General features: G+C 47.1%; 16 protein-coding genes and 3 rRNA genes. 12 read left to right on the plus strand and 7 right to left on the minus strand.

Features of this window, described 5'->3' with window-relative positions; all coding sequences use genetic code 11:
* Nucleotides 1–7 precede the first annotated feature (7 nt).
* From MHH92_RS04385 to MHH92_RS04395, 3 genes are all read left to right on the plus strand, one after another.
* The gene (locus MHH92_RS04385; RefSeq protein WP_340902194.1) at nucleotides 8–1,156 is read left to right on the plus strand and encodes a S1C family serine protease; all 1,149 of its coding nucleotides are present in this window, start codon (nucleotides 8–10) and stop codon (nucleotides 1,154–1,156) included.
* 120 nt (nucleotides 1,157–1,276) lie between these two features.
* Entirely contained in the window at nucleotides 1,277–1,876 is a 600-nt protein-coding gene (locus MHH92_RS04390; protein ID WP_340907623.1) for a TetR family transcriptional regulator C-terminal domain-containing protein, read from the plus strand.
* Nucleotides 1,877–1,908: 32 nt separating this feature from the next.
* Entirely contained in the window at nucleotides 1,909–3,129 is a 1,221-nt protein-coding gene (locus MHH92_RS04395; protein WP_101314786.1) for an MFS transporter, read from the plus strand.
* A gap of 101 nt (nucleotides 3,130–3,230) precedes the next feature.
* On the opposite strand, the gene MHH92_RS04400 is transcribed toward MHH92_RS04395, so the two are convergent.
* The 3 genes from MHH92_RS04400 to licT form a co-directional block, all read right to left on the minus strand.
* Entirely contained in the window at nucleotides 3,231–4,640 is a 1,410-nt protein-coding gene (locus MHH92_RS04400; protein ID WP_336765373.1) for a glycoside hydrolase family 1 protein, read from the minus strand.
* A 42-nt stretch (nucleotides 4,641–4,682) separates the two neighbouring features.
* Nucleotides 4,683–6,578: a beta-glucoside-specific PTS transporter subunit IIABC gene (locus MHH92_RS04405; RefSeq protein ID WP_340902200.1), complete on the minus strand. Its 1,896-nt coding sequence runs from the start codon at nucleotides 6,576–6,578 to the stop codon at nucleotides 4,683–4,685.
* Nucleotides 6,579–6,762: 184 nt separating this feature from the next.
* On the minus strand, nucleotides 6,763–7,623 hold the full coding sequence (gene licT, locus MHH92_RS04410; protein WP_076329489.1) for a BglG family transcription antiterminator LicT: 861 nt from the start codon (nucleotides 7,621–7,623) through the stop codon (nucleotides 6,763–6,765).
* A 312-nt stretch (nucleotides 7,624–7,935) separates the two neighbouring features.
* On the opposite strand from licT, the gene MHH92_RS04415 reads away from it, so the two are divergent.
* The 9 genes from MHH92_RS04415 to MHH92_RS04455 all read left to right on the plus strand — a co-directional run bounded on the left by MHH92_RS04415 (nucleotide 7,936) and on the right by MHH92_RS04455 (nucleotide 17,914).
* Entirely contained in the window at nucleotides 7,936–8,103 is a 168-nt protein-coding gene (locus MHH92_RS04415; RefSeq protein ID WP_074093608.1) for a DUF3934 family protein, read from the plus strand.
* A 165-nt stretch (nucleotides 8,104–8,268) separates the two neighbouring features.
* Entirely contained in the window at nucleotides 8,269–8,700 is a 432-nt protein-coding gene (locus MHH92_RS04420) for a MarR family winged helix-turn-helix transcriptional regulator (RefSeq protein ID WP_036605963.1), read from the plus strand.
* 80 nt (nucleotides 8,701–8,780) lie between these two features.
* Complete coding sequence (locus MHH92_RS04425; protein WP_340902210.1) at nucleotides 8,781–9,956, plus strand: YhgE/Pip domain-containing protein; 1,176 nt, start codon at nucleotides 8,781–8,783, stop codon at nucleotides 9,954–9,956.
* 704 nt (nucleotides 9,957–10,660) lie between these two features.
* Nucleotides 10,661–12,213: ribosomal RNA gene (locus MHH92_RS04430) — 16S ribosomal RNA — on the plus strand.
* 307 nt (nucleotides 12,214–12,520) lie between these two features.
* A 23S ribosomal RNA gene (locus MHH92_RS04435) occupies nucleotides 12,521–15,448 on the plus strand.
* A 79-nt stretch (nucleotides 15,449–15,527) separates the two neighbouring features.
* A 5S ribosomal RNA gene (gene rrf, locus MHH92_RS04440) occupies nucleotides 15,528–15,644 on the plus strand.
* The 16S, 23S and 5S rRNA genes sit together here, the layout of an rRNA operon.
* Nucleotides 15,645–15,829: 185 nt before the next feature.
* Nucleotides 15,830–16,453, plus strand: coding sequence for a deoxynucleoside kinase (locus MHH92_RS04445; protein WP_076253494.1), 624 nt, complete (start codon nucleotides 15,830–15,832; stop codon nucleotides 16,451–16,453).
* Nucleotides 16,450–17,106, plus strand: coding sequence for a deoxynucleoside kinase (locus tag MHH92_RS04450; RefSeq protein ID WP_036672670.1), 657 nt, complete (start codon nucleotides 16,450–16,452; stop codon nucleotides 17,104–17,106). The genes MHH92_RS04445 and MHH92_RS04450 overlap by 4 nt, the downstream gene beginning before the upstream one ends.
* Nucleotides 17,107–17,431: 325 nt before the next feature.
* Complete coding sequence (locus MHH92_RS04455; RefSeq protein WP_053061447.1) at nucleotides 17,432–17,914, plus strand: hypothetical protein; 483 nt, start codon at nucleotides 17,432–17,434, stop codon at nucleotides 17,912–17,914.
* A 560-nt stretch (nucleotides 17,915–18,474) separates the two neighbouring features.
* Here the strand turns inward: MHH92_RS04455 and MHH92_RS04460 are convergent.
* The 4 genes from MHH92_RS04460 to thiM all read right to left on the minus strand — a co-directional run bounded on the left by MHH92_RS04460 (nucleotide 18,475) and on the right by thiM (nucleotide 21,827).
* A complete protein-coding gene (locus MHH92_RS04460; protein WP_315372078.1) occupies nucleotides 18,475–19,218 on the minus strand; it encodes a MerR family transcriptional regulator in 744 nt (247 codons plus the stop codon).
* A 322-nt stretch (nucleotides 19,219–19,540) separates the two neighbouring features.
* Nucleotides 19,541–20,206: a thiamine phosphate synthase gene (gene thiE, locus MHH92_RS04465; RefSeq protein ID WP_315372077.1), complete on the minus strand. Its 666-nt coding sequence runs from the start codon at nucleotides 20,204–20,206 to the stop codon at nucleotides 19,541–19,543.
* Nucleotides 20,206–21,018: a bifunctional hydroxymethylpyrimidine kinase/phosphomethylpyrimidine kinase gene (thiD, locus tag MHH92_RS04470; RefSeq protein ID WP_076253492.1), complete on the minus strand. Its 813-nt coding sequence runs from the start codon at nucleotides 21,016–21,018 to the stop codon at nucleotides 20,206–20,208. Before thiD ends, thiE begins: the two co-directional genes overlap by 1 nt.
* Nucleotides 21,015–21,827, minus strand: a complete 813-nt coding sequence (gene thiM / locus MHH92_RS04475) for a hydroxyethylthiazole kinase (protein ID WP_036672665.1) — start codon at nucleotides 21,825–21,827, stop codon at nucleotides 21,015–21,017. The genes thiD and thiM overlap by 4 nt, the downstream gene beginning before the upstream one ends.
* Nucleotides 21,828–22,431: the final 604 nt, after the last annotated feature.

The raw sequence follows: 22,431 nt of genomic DNA on the forward strand, positions 1-22,431 counted from the left end.
GGTTGGAATGACCAAACGAACATGGAGTACGATCATATCCAGTGCTATTATCATTGGTGCTGGAGCAGGAGGCGTGTTCTGGATACACCAGCATTCAGCAGATCAGTTGCAGGATGGGCCCAGACTGGCAGTTGTTGCCGCGAAGGAAACGGAAAATGCGGCAGCGACGACTGCCTCCAAGCAACCTGTGAAGAAGACACGCAAACAGATTATAGAAGAAAGCCAGAAGAAAGTTGTAACGATCGAGAGTAGCAGCGGATTGGGCTCCGGTTTTCTCTACAATGATCAGGGAGATGTCGTGACCAATGCACATGTGGTGGAGGGGGCGAATGAAGTAACTATTCGGACCTTGAACCATGAGGAATATAAGGGGACGGTTATTGGTATTGGGAATGAAACAGACGTAGCTGTAGTCAGGGTTCCTGATTTGAAAAAAGTTAAGCCGTTAATCATCGCCAAATCCAAAGCTGAGACCGGAGACGAGATTCTGGCATTGGGTAGTCCACTTGGGCTAGAGAACACCGTAACAACCGGAATCATCAGTGGATTGGGGCGTAGCTTTGAAATAGCGCCTTACATCTATAGTAACCTCTATCAGATCTCGGCACCAATAACCCATGGCAACAGTGGTGGACCACTCATTAGTGCGGAGACTGGTGAAGTGATCGGCATTAATTCGGCGGTCGTGGAGCAGGAGGGGGGAATAGGATTCAGCATCCCTATGACTAGTGTGCTCAAGCAGGTGCAGGCGTGGTCCAAAAATCCTTCTGGCACAACGTCGGTGCGGACGGTTGGAGATACTCACCTGGGTTCAGCCACTAAGACATTGCAAGCAGAAGGAATTGTAACGGACTTTTATACAAGCCTTAATCTGAGTGATTATGTCACCGCTTATGCACTGCTCGGAAGCGAGTGGCAGAGTGCTACAACATATGCCAAGTTCAGAGAAGGATATCTGAATACAAGTGAGGTGACCATCAGTGAGGTATCCTCAGTCAATAAAGGCGATGACGAGATGGAAGTGAAGGCAATGATTACAGCAAATGAACGCAAAGATGGGGAATATATAATATCGCAATATCGGGTCGAGTATCAGTTGGGTTATGAGAATGGTCAACTAAAAATATTGCATGGTAAAGGTAAAAAAGTGAAATGATTGTGGAGGGAGAGTGGGCATGCGTGCCAATTCTCCTTTTTCATTGCTTATATTGGGTGCATCTGTTAAAATACAGAACGAATGTTCAGTATGCATGGGACGGAGTGAAATGGAATGAGTATGAATAAAAAGCAACTTCAAACCGAGCAGACCAAGAAGAAACTTGCGGATGCTTCCAAAGCCCTTTTTGTACAAAAAGGTTATAAAGCAACGTCCATTGAGGATATTGTAGCTGCGACGGGCAGCAGCAAAGGCAATATATATTACCATTTTAAAAGTAAGGAAGGTCTGTTCCTCTATCTAATCGATGAGTGGGACCGGGAGTGGGAAGAGAGCTGGGCGGCTAAAGAACATCTCTATCGCACCTCCACGGAGAAGGTTTATGGTTTGGCGGAACAATTAGTTCTGGATGATATGAATCACCCGCTGACGAAGGCAGCTGATGAGTTCTTCACAGGGGAAAAGAAAGAAAATGATATTGAGGAGCGGATCTCCTTAATGTTTGAGCGGCATATTCAATTTAATAAACAAATGATAGAGCAAGGCATTGAGAGCGGTGAGTTCAAAGCAGACAATGTAGATAATCTCGCACTGATATTGGAAAGTACCATTATTGGTCTTAGTCAGATGTCACGGGGGATGGAGCCTGATCAGGCTCTTGCGTTATACCGCCAAGCTGCCAGTGTATTCTTGCACGGGATTGCAAAAGATAAAGCTTAAGCAACATTTTGACAACTACGGAGGATGGAATCATGGCATTACTAACACGGAACAGGGGCGCACTGCTGCTGTTAATGTTTAATATTTTTCTCGTTTTTACAGGTATTGGTCTGGTTGTTCCGATCATGCCTGCGTATATGGATCTACTGCATATCACCGGATTCACAGTTGGATTGCTGGTAGCGGCATTTTCCTTCACCCAGTTTCTATTCTCTCCGCTTGCGGGTCGATGGTCGGATACATGGGGACGTAAAAAAATTATCGTTGGCGGCATGCTGATCTTTGCCGTATCCGAGTTTATGTTTGGTGCGGTCAACGCACCAGTGCTGCTCTTCGCAGCCCGGATGCTTGGTGGTATTGGTGCGGCGATGATCTTCCCGGCGGTTATGGCTTACACCGCAGATATTACAACAGAGGAAGAACGCGGCAAAGGTATGGGATTAATTAATGCAGCGATTACAACCGGATTTATCATCGGCCCGGGAATTGGTGGATACATCGCAGACTTTGGCATTCGAATTCCGTTCTACGCCGCAGGGGTTGCCGGGTTGCTGGCATCAATTATCACATTGATTATTTTGCCTGAATCCACGCGAAGCACAGGAGAGCAAACTAAACCTGTAGCTGGCGCAGAGAAGGTCAAAGCTCCGGGTATGGTATCCCAATTGCTCAATTCATATCGTGAACCGTACTTTTTCAGCTTGATTATCGTGTTTGTTATGGCATTTGGTCTGGCGAACTATGAGACGGTATTTTCACTATTTGTGGATCACAAATTTGGCTTCACGACCAAAGACATTGCATTTATTATTACTTTTGGTTCCATCGCGGGTGCAGTTGTGCAAGTATCTCTGATCGGTTGGTTGCTCAACCGGTTTGGTGAAAAGATGGTCATTTCGGTCTGTCTGTTATTTGTAGCCGTATTTGTACTGTTGACCTTGTTTGTAAGTACGTACTGGATGATTCTCGTCGTAACGTTTATCGTCTTTCTGGGTATGGATATTTTACGTCCGGCGATCAGTACACAGATGTCCAAACTGGCACAAGAACAACAGGGCTTTGTGGCCGGACTGAACTCGGCGTATACCAGTTTGGGGAATATCGCAGGTCCAATCGTAGCTGGAGCACTGTTCGATGTGAATATTAACTATCCTTATGTTTCGGCAGCTGCCGTTCTGGCGATCTGTTTCCTGTTATCCCTGCGAGTACTCAGAGGGGCCAAAGCGGTAAAACAACCGAAGGCTGAAATGTAATTTTATAATTGGAAAAGAAAGCATCCATATCAATGCATCAACACCAAAAAAGTCGACTACACATGTTTCATGTGCAGTCGACTTTTTTATTAGTGCGTGTATTAACGAATTTCTCCATTCGTTTCAATCAGTTTTTGATACCAGTGGAAACTCTGTTTGCGGATACGTCTCAATTCCTTAATATCGAATTCCTCACGATCCACATAGATGAAGCCATAACGTTTGCTTGATCCTTGATGTGTGCTAACCAGATCGATCGCAGACCAAGGGCAGAAGCCAAACACATCCACGCCGTCCGTGATCGCTAGTTGAATCTGTTCGATATGTTTATTGAAGAATTCAATACGATATGGATCGTTAACCACGTCGCCTTCCTCGAGTTTATCGAAGGCACCCAGACCGTTTTCCGTAACAATCAATGGCAGATGATAACGAGAGTAGATTTGGCGCAGGGTAGAGCGGAAGCCCACCGGATCAATTTCCCAGCCAAACTCCGTTTTTTGCAGATTGGGATTCACAGATCCTCTATATGCGCCCGGTTCACCTACGATTTCATGCTGGTCTCCTGTATGAGAGAAGTCATTGCCGTCGTTCAGACTTTCACCAACCGTCTGGGAAGTGTAGTAGTTAAACGCAATAAAGTCAGGGTTTCCTTGAGCCAGGATGTCCATATCTCCGTCTTCAATGATGGGAGTATATCCTTTCTCTTCGAGATAACTCCAGGCAATATGATTATAACGTCCATATACCGCCATATCGAGATAGAGCCAGTTGCGAATGGCAGCATAGTTATCAGCCGCGAGTGTGTCTTCGGGTTTGGAACTCGCCGGGTAAATTACACCGATATTGGGCGCTGGGCCAATCTTGGCTTCAGGCAGCATATCATGACACAGGACCATGGCTTTAGCTTGAGCAACCAGCATATGGTGATTTTGTTGATACAGTGTTTTTTGCGGATCAACTAGTGTTGTATCCAGTGTACCCAGAGAGCCAGGATGCAGGATTAGCATATTTTGTTCATTGATGGTCAGCCAATATTTAACCCGATCTCCGTAATTCTCATAAAGAGTCTTGGCATATTGTTCAAAAGCATCAATTGTTGCACGGTTGGACCAGCCGCCTTTTTCTTCAAGCGCATAAGGAAGATCGAAGTGATACATCGTCACAATGGGTTCAATACCGTATTTAATTAACTCATTAATGAGGGAATCGTAAAAGGCGAGGCCCTTCGGATTCACTTCACCTGCTCCTTGCGGATAGATGCGTGTCCATGCGATGGAGAAGCGGTAGGCTTTAAAGCCCATTTCGGCGAGCAACGCCACATCTTCTTTGTACATATGATAGTGATCACTGGTTACCTTGAAGTCGGTTACGCCTTCCACATGATTCCCCATGTCGATGACAGAAGGGCCTTTACCATCTTCATTCCAGGCTCCCTCAATCTGATAGGCAGAGGTTGAACCTCCCCAGAAAAAATCTTTAGGAAATGGTTTCAGTTGAGTATGTTTCATGGTTAGTTCCTCCTAAGTTGAATTCGTATAATATAAGTTGTGTCAGACAACGAGAGTCAGCAGGACATCATTTTTCTGTACCTGTTTCTGAGTTGTTTCGAACACATCCACTTCTTGTTGCGTTAGAGTCACAATGACAGGTGTTACGGTTTCGTATCCGGCTTCCTTGATCTTATCGATGTCAAACTGGATCAACAGATCGCCCTGTCTGACGATATCACCTTCCTGAACGACAGGAGTGAAGTGTTTTCCCTTCAGCGCTACTGTGTTGATGCCAACATGAATCAGAATTTCCGTTCCTGCGTTGGTTGTTAACCCGATGGCATGTCCAGTCGGGAAGAGGGAAGTGACAACACCATCCACCGGAGCGACAACTTCGCCAATCTCAGGGACAATCGCCAAACCTTTGCCCATAGCACCAGTCGAAAAGGCGGGATCGTTAATGGTACTCAATGCTACGGCTTTACCTGTAAGTGGGCTATAAATTTGTTCTTTCTTGATTTCTGTTGTTTTAGTCTCAAGTACGACAGGAAGTTCTGCTGGTGTACTTTCAGCCGATGTGGAGACAGATTCGTTTGTCTCGGAAACTGTATCTTTGATTTTGCTTTCGTAACCAAACATCACCGTTAATACCGCGGCTACCGCAAAGGAGCAGGCAATCGCAATCACGTAGACAACCGTTGGTGTATAGACAGGAATGGCAAATATATTGTGGAACACATAAGCAGTCATTTTAACACCAAAGTGGCCATTGATGGCACCGCCGATCGCACCTGCGATAACCACGATAGGAATCACACGTTTATAACGCAGGATCAGACCATATACGATTGGTTCAGTTACTCCTGCAAGCAAACCGGTAAGGCTGGTCGAGCCAGCAAGAGTACGCAGGGTTTTATTCTTTTTGGCTTTCAGGAAAATACCGAAGGCTACACCGATTTGTGCAAATACAGCTGCAGCAGCCATGGCTTCAATCGGATCGCCGCCAACCCCGATATTCTGTATCGTGATTGGAGTGAAGCCCCAGTGGAGTCCAAAGACAACCATGAAGGTCATGAATCCACCGAGTACAACCCCTGATAATATACCGCTGACACCAATGAGCCAAGTTACGCCAGAGGAGATCCAGTCACCTACCGTGGTACCGAACGGTCCAAAGGCCATTGCGGACAGAGGAACCATAATCATCAAAGCAATCATCGGTACAAGGAACAATTGCAGGTCTTTCAAAATGATTTTTTTGAGTAACTTATCGAGAACAGCGTAGATGCTGATCGATATGAAGATTGGGAAGACGCTGGCTGAATAATTCATCATCACAACCGGTATACCCAGGAATGATACATCTGAGCCCTTATCCATCAGCCCGGTGAAGCTCGGTTCCATCAGAGCGGCACCAATTACGCCAGCTACATAAGGATTGGCTTTCAGCTTCATACCCAGTGTGATGCCCAGGAAAATGGGCAAGAAATAAAATACAGCGTTGCCGGCAGCAGATAGAATCAGGTATGTGTCACTTGTATCCGACATCCATCCGAGCATGGTCAGGACAGTCAGCAAAGCTTTTAGCATACCTGATCCTGCCATAGCCGGGATTAAAGGCGAGAAACTTCCAGATATAATTTCAAAAACTTTGGATAATAGCGAGGTTTTTTCCCCTGTGGACTCAGCCGATGAGGAGGAATCTCCTCCGAAATCCCGGTTTTTCATAATCTCCGCATATACATGAGCTACGTTACTACCGATGACCACCTGGAACTGGCCGCCGCTTTCGACAACGGTAATAATACCATCGTGTTTTTCCAGCGTTTCGCGTTCGGCCTTTTTCGAATCTTTCAGGTCGAATCTCAGCCGGGTCGCACAGTGGACAAGACCATTGATATTGGCTTCTCCACCGACGAGACGAACGATGTCATCCCCCATTTTTTTATGATCCATGTTCATTCTCCTTTGTTGTTAAGATTGCCTGAAAACAAAAAAATACCTAAACGAATGGCTATGATCATCGGAAAGATGACCTGTTGCCAATCATTTAGGTATCGCCTGCTTGAGCAGTAACAATCCTTGTCGTTAAGTTGTGAAACCTACTATATATGACGCCGAAATCGTTTGCAAGCTTTTTTTATTCTGTATCGAGTAGCTCGTTACGAGAAGTGACACGTTGAATATGGATCGTCAAATACACCTTTTCATCAATGGACATGGCACTTTCAAACTTGTCCTCAAGGTACTGATTGATCCGTTGCGTGCATTCAAATGCCTTGCTATATTTGTCCTTCACCTGTTCATACAGAAAGTTATCTCCTGAAGCAAATTGCTCCTGTTCATTACTCAACATTCGCTGCACAAAATATTGAAGATGAGTAATAAACCGGGAATAATTAAATGAATTTTCATCCAGGGCGATGTGGTAATGGTTGGTCACAATGTTGAAGATATCATCAATAACTTCAGTAATTTCAACGGTTTGTTTCATGCCTTGAGCATCTTGACGAGCGTTTACAAAATGCATCGCAATAAAGCTGGCCTCATGTTCATCCATCTGGATGCCGAATTGTTCCTGGATCAGCTCCACAGCGTTCATGCCAATCCCAAATTCCTTTTTGTAAAACTTCTTGATCTGCCACAAAAGGGAATTTTTCAGCCCGACGGATTTACGGTACCGGGTAATGGCAAACTGAATATGATCAATCAATGAGATATAGATATTATCACTAAAAATATCGCCCATTTCCTGTTTGGCATGGCCTACAATTTCGTCTGCTAACTTCAAATATTCGACCGACGTTTCCCCAATCAGATCAATGAGTTTTTGCGGTATTTTATCCGATTTCAGCACAAAGGTTTTTTCGATTTTATCCTCATCCACAGGCTGTCCGTTTTTCTTTTTGAAGCCAAGACCGTTGCCAATGACAACAAATTCGTGACCAACCTGGTTCTCAGCCCGGATGACATTGTTGTTAAAAATCTGACGGATGATCATATATGTGTTTCACCTCAATTGGTCATAATAATAACAAAAAACCCAAACTAAGGCTTAATAGACAGCCTTGGTTTGGGTATCGCCTGCTTACCAGTAACAATCCCGAAGAAGACGCAGCTTCCTCTTTCAATTATGTCCACTATACCGCTTTCATAACAGAATAACAATACAATGATTTATGGAAATGGACGTAAAGACGTGGATTTTTGGTATAATAAGAAATGCTGGAAGTGAATTAGATGGGCTGGGTTGCATAATAAGTTACCGAGGACGGTCATTTTTAAGCATATACAGGATTATTGGAGTGATAACATGAGCAATGCAAAAGGAAAAGGCGGCACCGGCCGTGGTACGGGTAAAAAAGGCTGGAACCGTTGGCAAGCCGCTGCTAACCGGGCGAAAAGTGCACCGAAGCCTTATAAAAGTAAAGGCACAAAGAAGAAGGACGATACCGAAACTTCAAGTGGCAAGCCCGAGTAAGTATGGCTTGACGATGCCAGAGGAGAGAGCTGCCTGACTAACGGGTGGGTCTCTTTTTGCTTGAAAAGATAAAAAATTAAATTGACAGTAATGTAAATATGGTAATAATATAGAGCTTACGCAAATTAGATGGTAGTGCTACTATATAGAGAAAGGAGCATCAGCATGCCTGTTAATATGGATGAAAATCCACTTGGACTGATTCTGTCACGGACGTATCTGGCATACAAAAAAACAACAACCAGAAATCTGAGTGAACAGGATATTACTCCGGAACAATTTGCAGTCTTGAATGAATTGAGCAAGGCTGGAAGCCATATATCACAGAAAAAACTTGCTGAATTAACAGTGCGGGACCAGACAACGGTAGGCAAAATTATAGACAAGTTGATTCGCAAAGGTTTGGTGACAAGAGAAGAAGATCCACAGGACCGCAGAGCGGTTTTGCTTTGTTTGACGGCGGAAGGACTGGAAATGAATAACGTTCTGACACCAAAGGCAAAACAGCAAGAGCAAGAGGCACTCGCCGAATGTTCTCCTGAAGAGCTTGAAGCATTCATGAATGTGATGAATCGCATCTATGAAAAGATGAAATAAATTTTTTTGAGCAAATATGTGCATGTGCATATATATGTAGTGCAATTATTTTAATTTTAACTAATGGGAGTCGTGAACGAATGAAAAGCTTCAAAGATTTTCTTAAAGTGCCACAGACAAAAATAGGGTTGGTTTTTGCATTGATTGTTCCGCTGTTATTTGTTGTGATCTGGATGACGGGTTATCATCAAGCCACGGAGAGAGTGGATCAACTTCAAGTGGCTCTTGTGAACGAAGATGGGACACAGGGAACAGAGGTGCAGAAGCAGATTGAAACGCTCGCGCCTTTCCATGTCAATGTTCTGGGATCTGCCGAGGAAGCTGAGCAACAGATGAATGCAGGTAACTATGCGATGGTTATTGTTATTCCGGAAGGATTCACTGACCAGATAGAAGGAGGTACAGAGGCGAGCTTGTCCTTTTATATCAATCAGGGAAATGCCGATATAGCCAAATCCATTGTGGAACATGCTGCGACCGGAATGACTGCACAAATGGGCCAAGGGATTCTGGAATCCAAGGTTCAAGTGACACTCAATAACGATAGTATAAACAGCGATGAACTGAGTGCAGCCATTGGACAAGCGATGGCGAAGATGAATGAAGGGCCTGTGAAGGCTGAAATTAATAAAACGAACAGCGTGAGTGATTTTGCAACATCGATGCTGCCCATGATTCTGGGTTTTATCACCTATATTGCTTCGATGACTATGAACATTCAGTTTAATATTACATCGAATATCATGAAACGTAACCACTCCAAATGGGAAATCTTCTGGGGACGGCAATTGCTGTTATTGTGTATAGCAGTGATCGTTCCTCTAATAGTGGATACAGTTGCTCTTCTGTTCACGGATGTGGCGAGCTCCTTCGGCGCGTTGTATCTGTATCATGTGCTGGTGAGTCTGGCGTGTATCTGTTTTACACAGATGAGTTTTGCCCTGTTTGGCAATGCAGGCCCTCTATTTAATGTTGCGATGGTTCCACTCCAGTTGATGACAGCAGGAAATATCATTCCAGCCGAGATGCTGGCGCCATTCTACCGTTATATCGGAAACTTTCTGCCCGCTTCAAATGGGGTACAGGGATTTATGCGTTTGATCTATAGTGGAGAGGCAGTAGGTGGATACATGGTTCATCTTCTGTTGATCTCCATTATTACGTGGGGAATTACGTTGCTGCGAGTTGGCATGCAAAAAGCAGGTAATGGACAGTTGACGATGACGCCTCCAGCATCAGCGCAGGCACAACATTAAGAGTTTCCTTCTATATATAATGTAATAACACACAAGAAAGTGGTTCACGTATAGTTATATGCGTGCATCACTTTCTTGTGTATCTTCTATAGTAGTTCTACTTATACTCGTGGTAACTTACAGTCACCCCAGTAATCTTGAAAGATGTTGATAAAAGGACAACCTAAATTGAGCATATTAATGAAGCTAAAATATATGAGAGGAGATGTAAGCTAATAAGTTTAAAATAAATTGGACATGTATTGCGATGTATGAATGGAAAAAATGTCATTTAAGCTATAATAAACTTTACACTGGGATAGAGGAGAGCAACACAGTAAAGGTAGTTGATTTGTAGTAAATGAATTTTATTGAAATTAAGTATTGTAATTAATATCTATACGTGATATATTATTAATCCGGCCAAGAAAACACGGTTTAACACTGGTGCGGCAAGCAAATCAAATAAGCTTCGAAAGAAACTTGAAAAAAAGAGCTTGCAAAGTTGGTTCGGACATGATATTATATAAGAGTTGCTGAAGAGAATAACATTCGGTAACAAAACAAGTTTGATCTTTGAAAACTGAACAACGAGTGAGTAAACATTCTGCTTGCAGAATGAAACGCGAAAGTTTGAAACAAGCCTTGGCTTGAATCGACTGGAGCATAAATGAGATTTTTAATCTCGTCAGATTCAAAATGAGCTTATCGCTCTTTTCAATACTTTATTGGAGAGTTTGATCCTGGCTCAGGACGAACGCTGGCGGCATGCCTAATACATGCAAGTCGAGCGGACTTGAAGAGAAGCTTGCTTCTCTGATAGTTAGCGGCGGACGGGTGAGTAACACGTAGGCAACCTGCCCTCAAGTTTGGGACAACTACCGGAAACGGTAGCTAATACCGAATAATTGTTTTCTTCGCCTGAAGGAAACTGGAAAGACGGAGCAATCTGTCACTTGGGGATGGGCCTGCGGCGCATTAGCTAGTTGGTGAGGTAACGGCTCACCAAGGCGACGATGCGTAGCCGACCTGAGAGGGTGATCGGCCACACTGGGACTGAGACACGGCCCAGACTCCTACGGGAGGCAGCAGTAGGGAATCTTCCGCAATGGGCGAAAGCCTGACGGAGCAATGCCGCGTGAGTGATGAAGGTTTTCGGATCGTAAAGCTCTGTTGCCAGGGAAGAACGCTTGGGAGAGTAACTGCTCTCAAGGTGACGGTACCTGAGAAGAAAGCCCCGGCTAACTACGTGCCAGCAGCCGCGGTAATACGTAGGGGGCAAGCGTTGTCCGGAATTATTGGGCGTAAAGCGCGCGCAGGCGGTCATTTAAGTCTGGTGTTTAATCCCGGGGCTCAACCCCGGATCGCACTGGAAACTGGGTGACTTGAGTGCAGAAGAGGAGAGTGGAATTCCACGTGTAGCGGTGAAATGCGTAGATATGTGGAGGAACACCAGTGGCGAAGGCGACTCTCTGGGCTGTAACTGACGCTGAGGCGCGAAAGCGTGGGGAGCAAACAGGATTAGATACCCTGGTAGTCCACGCCGTAAACGATGAGTGCTAGGTGTTAGGGGTTTCGATACCCTTGGTGCCGAAGTTAACACATTAAGCACTCCGCCTGGGGAGTACGGTCGCAAGACTGAAACTCAAAGGAATTGACGGGGACCCGCACAAGCAGTGGAGTATGTGGTTTAATTCGAAGCAACGCGAAGAACCTTACCAGGTCTTGACATCCCTCTGATCGATGCAGAGATGTATCTTTCCTTCGGGACAGAGGAGACAGGTGGTGCATGGTTGTCGTCAGCTCGTGTCGTGAGATGTTGGGTTAAGTCCCGCAACGAGCGCAACCCTTATATTTAGTTGCCAGCACTTCGGGTGGGCACTCTAGATAGACTGCCGGTGACAAACCGGAGGAAGGTGGGGATGACGTCAAATCATCATGCCCCTTATGACCTGGGCTACACACGTACTACAATGGCCGGTACAACGGGCTGCGAAATCGCGAGATGGAGCCAATCCCAACAAAGCCGGTCTCAGTTCGGATTGCAGGCTGCAACTCGCCTGCATGAAGTCGGAATTGCTAGTAATCGCGGATCAGCATGCCGCGGTGAATACGTTCCCGGGTCTTGTACACACCGCCCGTCACACCACGAGAGTTTATAACACCCGAAGTCGGTGGGGTAACCGCAAGGAGCCAGCCGCCGAAGGTGGGATAGATGATTGGGGTGAAGTCGTAACAAGGTAGCCGTATCGGAAGGTGCGGCTGGATCACCTCCTTTCTATGGAGAATCGTTTCCTGCAACGGAAACATTCAAATATGCAGCTTAGCTGCAAAACACTCACTCGTTGTTCGGTTTTGAGAGCTCAAACTCTCAAAACAGCTTGCTTTTGCATGGAGCTTGTTCTTTGAAAACTAGATATCGAAACGAAACAAACGCGAATTAGAACATTCCTTTTTAGCTGAACTTGTGTTAAACAAGTTTCAATAAAAACGGTAGATTGCACGTACGATGGTATCGAATGGGAGCGACTTTTGGCTTTGCGCAAGCAAACCAAGGGAAGCGAGCAGTCGAAACCGGAGCACGAGGTTAAGCTACTAAGAGCACACGGAGGATGCCTAGGCGCTAGGAGCCGATGAAGGACGTGGCGAACAACGAAACTGCCTCGGGGAGCTGTAAGCAAGCTTTGATCCGGGGGTGTCCGAATGGGGAAACCCAGCTGGGGTAATTTCCAGTTACTCATAACTGAATACATAGGTTATGCAGAGGCATACCAGGGGAACTGAAACATCTAAGTACCCTGAGGAAGAGAAAACAATAGTGATTCCGTCAGTAGCGGCGAGCGAACGCGGAGAAGCCCAAACCAAGGAGCTTGCTCTTTGGGGTTGTGGGACGTCTCACATGGAGTTACAAAGGAACCGGTTAAGCGAAGAGGTCTGGAAAGGCCCGCCAAAGAAGGTAAAAGCCCTGTAGTTGAAAGTTGGTTCCCTCCGAGACGGATCCCGAGTAGTGCGGGGCACGTGAAACCCCGTATGAATCCGGCAGGACCATCTGCCAAGGCTAAATACTTCCTAGCGACCGATAGTGAAGCAGTACCGTGAGGGAAAGGTGAAAAGCACCCCGGAAGGGGAGTGAAATAGAACCTGAAACCGTGTGCTTACAAAAAGTCAGAGCCCGTTTTAGGGGTGATGGCGTGCCTTTTGTAGAATGAACCGGCGAGTTACGTTCCCGTGCAAGGTTAAGGTGAAGAGCCGGAGCCGCAGCGAAAGCGAGTCTGAATAGGGCGACTTAGTACGTGGACGTAGACCCGAAACCGGGTGATCTACCCCTGTCCAGGGTGAAGGTGCGGTAACACGCACTGGAGGCCCGAACCCACGCATGTTGAAAAATGCGGGGATGAGGTGGGGGTAGCGGAGAAATTCCAATCGAACTCGGAGATAGCTGGTTCTCCCCGAAATAGCTTTAGGGCTAGCCTCGGAAAACAGAGTCGTGGAGGTAGAGCACTGATTGGGTGCGGGGCCCGCAAGGGTTACCAAGCTCAGTCAAACTCCGAATGCCATAGACTTACTTCCGGGAGTCAGACAGTGAGTGCTAAGATCCATTGTCAAAAGGGAAACAGCCCAGACCATCAGCTAAGGTCCCCAAGTGTGTGTTAAGTGGGAAAGGATGTGGAGTTGCACAGACAACCAGGATGTTGGCTTAGAAGCAGCCACCATTGAAAGAGTGCGTAATAGCTCACTGGTCGAGTGACTCTGCGCCGAAAATGTAACGGGGCTAAACACACCACCGAAGCTATGGCTTGATGCTTTGCATCAGGGGTAGGGGAGCGTTGTATAAGGGTTGAAGGTGTACCGTAAGGAGCGCTGGACATTATACAAGTGAGAATGCCGGTATGAGTAACGAAAAGATCAGTGAGAATCTGATCCGCCGAAAGCCTAAGGGTTCCTGAGGAAGGCTCGTCCGCTCAGGGTAAGTCGGGACCTAAGGCGAGGCCGAAAGGCGTAGTCGAAGGACAACAGGTCGAAATTCCTGTACCACCGTAAGCCGTTATGAGCAATGGGGGGACGCAGTAGGGTAGTGACGCGGACTGATGGATGTCCGTCTAAGCAGTAAGGCTGATGTGTAGGCAAATCCGCACATTGTAAGGCTGAGCTGTGATGGGGAGCGAAAATTATAGTAGCGAAGGTCATGATCTCACACTGCCAAGAAAAGCCTCTAGCCAGGTGATGGTGCCCGTACCGCAAACCGACACAGGTAGGCGAGAAGAGTATTCTAAGGCGCGCGGAAGAACTCTCGTTAAGGAACTCGGCAAAATGACCCCGTAACTTCGGGAGAAGGGGTGCCCCGGTAGTGTGAATAGCACGAGGGGGCCGCAGTGAAAAGGCCCAAGCGACTGTTTAGCAAAAACACAGGTCTGTGCGAAGCCGTAAGGCGAAGTATACGGGCTGACGCCTGCCCGGTGCTGGAAGGTTAAGGGGAGTGGTTAGGGAGCAATCCCGAAGCTGTGAACCGAAGCCCCAGTAAACGGCGGCCGTAACTATAACGGTCCTAAGGTAGCGAAATTCCTTGTCAGGTAAATTCTGACCCGCACGAATGGCGTAACGACTTGGGCGCTGTCTCAACGAGAGATCCGGTGAAATTTTAATACCTGTGAAGATGCAGGTTACCCGCGACAAGACGGAAAGACCCCATGGAGCTTTACTGCAGCTTGATATTGAATTTGGGTACGATCTGTACAGGATAGGTGGGAGCCTTTGAAGCATGAGCGCCAGCTTGTGTGGAGGCAACGTTGGGATACCACCCTGATCGTATCTAGGTTCTAACCTGGTACCGTAATCCGGTGCGGGGACAGTGTCAGGTGGGCAGTTTGACTGGGGCGGTCGCCTCCTAAAGAGTAACGGAGGCGCCCAAAGGTTCCCTCAGAATGGTTGGAAATCATTCGAAGAGTGCAAAGGCATAAGGGAGCTTGACTGCGAGACCTACAAGTCGAGCAGGGACGAAAGTCGGGCTTAGTGATCCGGTGGTACCGCATGGAAGGGCCATCGCTCAACGGATAAAAGCTACCCTGGGGATAACAGGCTTATCTCCCCCAAGAGTCCACATCGACGGGGAGGTTTGGCACCTCGATGTCGGCTCATCGCATCCTGGGGCTGAAGTAGGTCCCAAGGGTTGGGCTGTTCGCCCATTAAAGCGGTACGCGAGCTGGGTTCAGAACGTCGTGAGACAGTTCGGTCCCTATCTGTCGTGGGCGTAGGAAATTTGAGAGGAGCTGTCCTTAGTACGAGAGGACCGGGATGGACGTACCGCTGGTGTACCAGTTGTTCCGCCAGGAGCACCGCTGGGTAGCTATGTACGGACGGGATAAACGCTGAAAGCATCTAAGCGTGAAGCCCCCCTCAAGATGAGATTTCCCAGTATGTAAGACCCCTTGAAGACGACGAGGTAGATAGGCTGGGGGTGGAAGTGCAGCAATGCATGGAGCTGACCAGTACTAATCGGTCGAGGGCTTATCCAATAGCAAGTTCTAAATCGCATGTTTCGTTTCGAATCTAGTTTTCAGAGAACGATCTCTGAAATGTAAGCTAAGCTATGCGTTTGGTGGCGATGGCGGAGGGGTTCCACACGTACCCATCCCGAACACGACCGTTAAGCCCTCTAGCGCCGATGGTACTTGGACCGCAGGGTCCTGGGAGAGTAGGACGCCGCCAAGCAATAGGAAGACACACTTGATGATATCGAGTGTGTCTTTTTTATTTTAATGTAATTCAATAGTTGTGATTTGACTTGTTATATACATAAAATACTGGCGTTCCAATCCTTAAAGCTGTGATACAATAGGTGAGGTCTATATAGAAAACGGAAACACGCATAAGTACGAGGAGGAACAGTGAACACGATGAAATCAGCCCCGTTTATTGCCGTGGAAGGTCCGATCGGAGCGGGGAAAACAACGCTGGCAACGATGCTTTCCCATGAATTGAATCTTCCGTTAGTTAAAGAAATCGTAGAAGAGAATCCATTTCTGGCTTCCTTTTATCAGGATATCGACGAGTGGAGTTTCCAATTGGAAATGTTTTTTCTGTGTAATCGGTTTAAACAACTGGAAGACACGGGCGTTCATTATGTAGAGCAGAATACCCCAGTCATTTCAGACTATCATATCTATAAAAATATGATTTTTGCCGATCGTACCTTAAAGGGAACGAAACGGGATAAATATCGTCAAATCTATCATCTGTTAACAGATGATCTGCCAAAGCCCAACCTGGTGCTCTATATTGAAGCTGAACTCGATACGTTGATGTACCGCATTAACAAGCGTGGACGCTCATTTGAGCAGGATATGGACCCGGCATATATGGAACAACTGATCGCCGATTACAAAACAGGCATGGACTATCTGGCAAATAGCTCAAATCCGCCAGTAATCATTAAGGTCAATGCAGAGCAACTCGACTTTGTGGAACATCCTGAACACTTCAGGCAAATTGTTAATCAGGTAAAGGAGTATATCATATGAATAACTATGGCATTCCAACGAATGCATTAATTACGGTAGCAGGTACGGTTGGGGTGGGCAAATCCACGTTAACGGCTGCACTTGCGCAGCGTTTGAACTTCAAGACCTCTCTAGAGCAAGTTGATCATAATCCATATTTGGAGAAGTTCTATCATGACTTTGAGCGTTGGAGCTTCCATCTGCAGATTTATTTCCTGGCAGAGCGATTCAAGGAACAGAAAAAGATTTTTGAACTGGGTGGCGGATTCGTACAGGATCGTTCCATCTATGAAGATACGGGCATTTTTGCACAAATGCATGCAGATCAAGGAACCATGTCTGCTACAGATTTCGAGACATACAGCAGTTTATTTGAAGCGATGGTGATGACACCGTATTTCCCACATCCAGACGTGCTGATCTATCTGGAAGGCAGTCTGCCTTCGATTTTAAACCGTATTACGGAACGCGGACGCGAGATGGAGATTCAGACGGACCGTTCGTACTGGGAACACATGCACGAGCGCTATTCCGTGTGGATTGATCAGTTTACAGCTTGCCCTGTGTTGCGTCTGAACATTGATGAGTATGATGTGCATGATCCGGCATCGGTGGATGCCATTTTGGCACAGATTGCAGCTGTCATTCAGCCTTCCAAGGAAGTGCAAAGGTAAGATAGAGAGAGGTTTTCAATGTAGTTTTCTCGGTTACATTGGTTATATCTATGATACAGATATGGACAACATCCCTTCTACGGCTATTATGCTGTTGGAGGGGTGTTTTTTTATGTGCCAAGGGAATGATTATGAGATGTTTGTGGACAAAACTAAAATGATATTCGAGCGAATAAGGAAATAGATGCTTAATATATCTTTTCTATTATGTAAATACATGGCACCAAAAGTAGAAAAATGTTGAATAATAAGTCTTTTTGTGGTTTCATAGGAAAGGTGAATTCTGGAAAAGAAGCATATGCATGACTCAGGAGGGAAAGACAACGTGGAAGAGAAACAAGGAGTTAAAATCGGTATGCCGATCATTGGTGGCTTAATTGCAGCCATTCTGGGAGGCATCGTATGGGCAGCTATTGCTGCAATGACCGATTATGAGGTGGGATTAATTGCGATTCTGATTGGAGCGCTCACAGGTTACGCAGTTGTGTTGTTCTCCAATAAACAAATTGCGACGGTACATAAGATTATTGCCGTACTGTTTGCACTTGTCGGCATTTTGTTGGGGAAATATCTGACGGTGGTTTATTTTACTTCCGAACTGTTTGGTGATGTCGGCGTGATGGAACTTGTGTTTGATAGCGAGATGATCAGTGCGTTTGTGGAAACCTTCCAGGAGTACTTCAGTCAACCGATTGATTTGTTATTCATCGTGCTTGCGATTGTGTCTGCATGGCAGATTCCTGGCCGGATGGCGAGAACCAGTCTAGCTACGGATGCATCTTCATCGGATCACGCACCAAGAGCTTAATCGGATAGACGGTGGACGCTTGGCAGTAAAATGAAGAACGTTTGACAGAAGAAACTTAATGCTCATCATCCTAAGCATCTGGTGAAACGATTATATCGAAGGGCTGGGAGCAGAAGAAAAACGTAGTAAAGAGCATCTACTTTAAAAGATATTTATAAAGTACTCAGAGTGAGCAGCAGTTAGGCTTGTTCACATTGCGGCTGAGATACTTACATACATAGGGACGATACGCCTGAGGGTGTACGTCCCTTTTGTGTATACACCAGGTAGGGGGATATTGCTCATAACTTTTGCAACAATTCGGATCGATTTAAATTACTTACCACATAACCCTAGTAAATATCCAGCATGTTCATAAGGTTAATTACAAGAAAGATATGTTCACCCCAAAAGGTAGGTTCAGTTATCCGAAGGGTCATTTACTGTGAATAAAGCTGATGACGAGGGATTACTTTTATCACTAGAGGACAGAGCTCTAAGTTCAAGACTATCGTTTACAGTACACATCTGACGACAATGAGAATTAAATAAAACTGTATGTGGTTGAATACAGGGTTATATTATTTGTTTTGGTCAGCAAATACAGCCATAGCATCTCTCATAAATACTGCCAAACCATCGCCAAACTGATCAATATTACGCGTGAAGCGATCATCGTCCACGTACATCTGACCAAGTCCTCTGAAGGCTTCAGGCGAGTAGCTTCCCATCTGATTCAGCCAGGTGTACCATTCTTGAATACCGGCCTGTGCCTCGGCAGATGCTGGTTCTGTGTGACGAAGTGCGGCTAGACGCTTGTAGATTTCGTTCATTTGATTGGATAGAGCCTTCTGATCTGTGGTTGATTTACTGTGCAGCTTCTGATTTGCGTGATCGACGGCATGGTCTCCCCAACGTTCCCGCGCTTCTTGTTCATACGGATTCTGGCTAAAATCAAATCCTTCGAATTGTTCTTTGGCTGTCATTTTAATTTCTCCTCTCACGTGTAAAACCGTTCTATCAATGGTAGCAATCATCTGGTCCAAGCGTTGGCGCTTCTCCAGCAGTATAAGTCGATGCATTTTAAGTGCTTCTTCCGGATTGAAGGAGGGGTTGGTTATAATGTTTTTGATCTCCTTCAGAGAGAAGTCGAGTTCCTTGAAAAACAATATTTGCTGCAACCGTTCCAGGTTGGCATCTGAATATAATCGATACCCGGCGGAAGTCACTTCGTCCGGGGTTAATAGTCCGATCTCATCATAGTGATGCAGTGTGCGCACACTGATCGAGGCAAGCTCGGCAACTTCCTTTACCTTCATGGCCATGTGTGAAACCTCCTTACAACACCGATTGTACAGTGTCACGTTACGTGAGAGTCAACCGTTGAAAATGAAAAAACAAGATGCGAGCATGGAAGCTGCATCTTGATCATGGATTGATGACAGGATGTGACTGGATATGACTGAATTATTATAACATTCAGTCACTGTAGGGGAGCGGCTGTGCTTCTATGTCGAAGACATGGGTTGCTGCCGCGCCGCGGGGGTTTTTTGAGGCTCCTCTGTTATGGAGAGGAGCGTGAGCAGTTGTGGGCTGCACCATGTATGCGGTGCAGCCCACGGGGCTGGCAGTGCAGGGAGAGCAGGGCTACGCCTGCATCCCGCGCACTGCCGCAGCGAACTGCGCAGCCGCTGCGCGCACGTCGGCCGCGCCCGCGATGGCGGAGATGACGGCTACTCCGTCGGCTCCAGCCGCCATTACGGCGGCCGTGGTATCGGGCGTAATGCCGCCGATACCCACAATCGGAACTGCGATGCCTGCGGCGCGCAGTTCCGCCACCCCTGCGGGGCCCAGCACAGCATGGGCATCCGCTTTGGAGCGCGTCGGGTACATGGGCCCGACGCCAAGGTAGTCGGCGCCCGCCTGCAACGCACGGCGCGCCTCATCCACAGAGTGGGCGGATACGCCAAGCATCCGCCCATCTCCAATGCGGGCGCGTACTAGCGCCGCGTCCGCATCATCCTGGCCGACATGCATGCCGTCGGCCTCCACCGCTACAGCCAGCTCCACATCATCGTTCACGATGAACGGGACCCCGTGCTGGCTGCACACCTCGCGAAGCCGCATTGCAAGCGTGATGCAAGCTTCGCCGACCAGGGCGCCAGTTCCCTTTTCACGGAACTGGAACAGCGTAATGCCGCCAGCAATGGCCTGGCGCAGCACTTCCACAGGGTCTTGCTTTGTATTGACGCTGCCCATCACTAAATATACCTGCATCGCGCGTCGTACCGCTTCTGCATCCCAAGGGCGCATCACTGCTCACCCCGCTGTCTGCGCTGATACGCAAAATGATTTGTCGGCCCATGTCCGGCCCCAATCCCCAGCTCATCTTCGATGGCTGCCTGAATGAATGCTCGCGCGGTCGTAACGGCAGCCAGAACAGGTGAACCCTTGGCTAACTCTGCGGTGATGGCAGCAGAGTATGTGCACCCCGTTCCGTGTGTATGACGGGTTACCACACGAACATTCTCCAGATAATGAAAAGACTGCCCATCGTAGAGCACATCCACGATCATGCCACTTCCTTCATCATGACCACCTTTGACCAAAGCATACGTTGAGCCCATCTGTACAATCCGTCTTGCGGCTTCTTCCCGCTGGCTCAGATTGGTGATAGACATCCCGGTAAGCAGTTCCGCTTCCGGGATATTGGGTGTTGTGATCAGGGCATGGGGCAACAGATCCGTAACCAACGCCTTTACAGCTTCCTGCTGGAGAAGGGGGGCGCCACCTTTGGCTACCATCACAGGGTCGATGACCAGATTAGCCCAACGGTATTGCTGCCATTTCTCAGCGACTAGACGAATAATCTCGGCACTATATAACATGCCGGTCTTCGTTGCGGTTGGTTGAAAGTCTTCGCCGGTCGAGTCCAATTGCTGGGCAATGCCATCGTAAGGGATGGGAAAAACGCCCTGCACACCAGTTGTATTTTGGGCAGCAATAGCGGTGATAACGGTCATGCCGTATACACCAAGTTCTTGGAATGTTTTCAGATCGGCCTGAATGCCTGCGCCGCCCCCGTTATCGGAGCCTGCAATGGTTAGCGCTTGAGCAATACTCATACTGCACCTCCACGGATCTGACGGATCTGTGCGCGTTCTGCCAAGAGGTCTGGTGTTACTTGTGCCAGTTGATTCAACAATTCAATCTGGAAGCTACCCGGCCCCTGATGAGCTGTCCGCTCTGCCGCCAGTTCAGCTGCTACACCATAAAACGCTAGCGCTTCAACAACACTGCCTAGAAGATCGGCTCCTGATTCCGCTATGGCTGTAAAAGCGCCAATCACTGAACTGAGCAGACAGCCAGCACCTGTGACCTGAGTGAGCAGGGCATGACCATTACTCGTGAGGAATGTGGATTGTCCATCAGTAATAATATCTTCTTTTCCGGTAATGACCACGACACAGCCAAGTTTATGCGCTGCCCGCTCCGCAATGCCGATTCGGTCGCCCTCACCTGATCCTGCGTCCACACCTTTAATACTCCAACTCTCACCGATGACATTAGCGACCTCTGCCACATTGCCGCGCAGTACCGTGAGACGAAGTTCACGAATGAGCATCTGCACGGTTTCCGTGCGATAGGTGGTTGCGCCAGCTCCAACCGGATCAAGCACCACAGGCACGTGATGCGCATTAGCCGATTGGCCTGCCAGACGGATTGCCTGAACGACTTTGTCATCGAGTGTACCGATGTTGAGTACCACGGCTCCTGACATCTTGGCGACATCAGCGACCTCTTCATGAGCATAGGCCATAAAAGGGGACGCACCGAGTGCAAGCAGACCATTGGCTGTGAAGGGAGCCACGACAAGGTTAGTGATATTGTGTACCAGCGGATTTTGCGTACGAACACGTTCCAGATAAGACATATAATTTCCTCCTTGTTTTGAAGTAACCCGATCGGCGGAAGTCCGATATCTGGAGTCACTCAACAGAATAATTGGATATGAGTTCCCTTGTTGAGTTGGGGCGCAGAGTCTAACAACAGCCAGATGCATTAATGCGGGAAAAGCAGAAACGTAAAATCTAAATCAATTTCATAACTCACTAAAATGGATTTTTGGAACTGGATATAGACAAATTGAATCATTCTGATCGATATCTAGCGAAACAGTAAAAAACGAAACGATACAAAATACAGAAAGTGAACCCAGGGTATTTCTCCAAACTCAGGCAAGCAATACTGTGATGGATGTTAGCATCCAACCAGTGTCTTGAAGTCCAGGCTGGTCGATACCCAACTGATTGGGGCACGATCGATCGGGGCACGACTGGTCAGACGATGTTTCTAAAGAACACAGGACGTCTTATTTGGCTGTCAGGTCCTCCTTTTGAAATGTAAGGAACATCAGACACGTTATTCCCAGAATCTCCTGACCAAAACGCTGCAAACAGCTATTTATTCTGATATAACATGTTTCAGGTTCTTTAGATTTCTGCAACCGCTCCAAATCCCTGAATAGGACGCCTCAG

The organism is Paenibacillus sp. FSL M7-1414 (assembly GCF_038003195.1).
Classification (GTDB): domain Bacteria; phylum Bacillota; class Bacilli; order Paenibacillales; family Paenibacillaceae; genus Paenibacillus; species Paenibacillus amylolyticus.

What these genes read in the sequence shown, in the direction of transcription:
- MHH92_RS04385 (WP_340902194.1), top strand. Translation starts at nt 8, where the DNA reads ATGACCAAACGAACATGGAGTACGATCATATCCAGTGCTATTATCATT.
- MHH92_RS04390 (WP_340907623.1), top strand. Translation starts at nt 1,277, where the DNA reads ATGAATAAAAAGCAACTTCAAACCGAGCAGACCAAGAAGAAACTTGCG.
- MHH92_RS04415 (WP_074093608.1), top strand. Translation starts at nt 7,936, where the DNA reads ATGAGCAATGCAAAAGGAAAAGGCGGCACCGGCCGTGGTACGGGTAAA.
- MHH92_RS04425 (WP_340902210.1), top strand. Translation starts at nt 8,781, where the DNA reads ATGAAAAGCTTCAAAGATTTTCTTAAAGTGCCACAGACAAAAATAGGG.
- licT (WP_076329489.1), bottom strand. Translation starts at nt 7,623, where the DNA reads ATGATCATCCGTCAGATTTTTAACAACAATGTCATCCGGGCTGAGAAC.
- MHH92_RS04445 (WP_076253494.1), top strand. Translation starts at nt 15,830, where the DNA reads ATGAAATCAGCCCCGTTTATTGCCGTGGAAGGTCCGATCGGAGCGGGG.
- MHH92_RS04400 (WP_336765373.1), bottom strand. Translation starts at nt 4,640, where the DNA reads ATGAAACATACTCAACTGAAACCATTTCCTAAAGATTTTTTCTGGGGA.
- MHH92_RS04405 (WP_340902200.1), bottom strand. Translation starts at nt 6,578, where the DNA reads ATGGATCATAAAAAAATGGGGGATGACATCGTTCGTCTCGTCGGTGGA.
- thiM (WP_036672665.1), bottom strand. Translation starts at nt 21,827, where the DNA reads ATGTCTTATCTGGAACGTGTTCGTACGCAAAATCCGCTGGTACACAAT.
- MHH92_RS04395 (WP_101314786.1), top strand. Translation starts at nt 1,909, where the DNA reads ATGGCATTACTAACACGGAACAGGGGCGCACTGCTGCTGTTAATGTTT.
- thiD (WP_076253492.1), bottom strand. Translation starts at nt 21,018, where the DNA reads ATGAGTATTGCTCAAGCGCTAACCATTGCAGGCTCCGATAACGGGGGC.
- thiE (WP_315372077.1), bottom strand. Translation starts at nt 20,206, where the DNA reads ATGCGCCCTTGGGATGCAGAAGCGGTACGACGCGCGATGCAGGTATAT.
- MHH92_RS04450 (WP_036672670.1), top strand. Translation starts at nt 16,450, where the DNA reads ATGAATAACTATGGCATTCCAACGAATGCATTAATTACGGTAGCAGGT.
- MHH92_RS04460 (WP_315372078.1), bottom strand. Translation starts at nt 19,218, where the DNA reads ATGGCCATGAAGGTAAAGGAAGTTGCCGAGCTTGCCTCGATCAGTGTG.
- MHH92_RS04420 (WP_036605963.1), top strand. Translation starts at nt 8,269, where the DNA reads ATGCCTGTTAATATGGATGAAAATCCACTTGGACTGATTCTGTCACGG.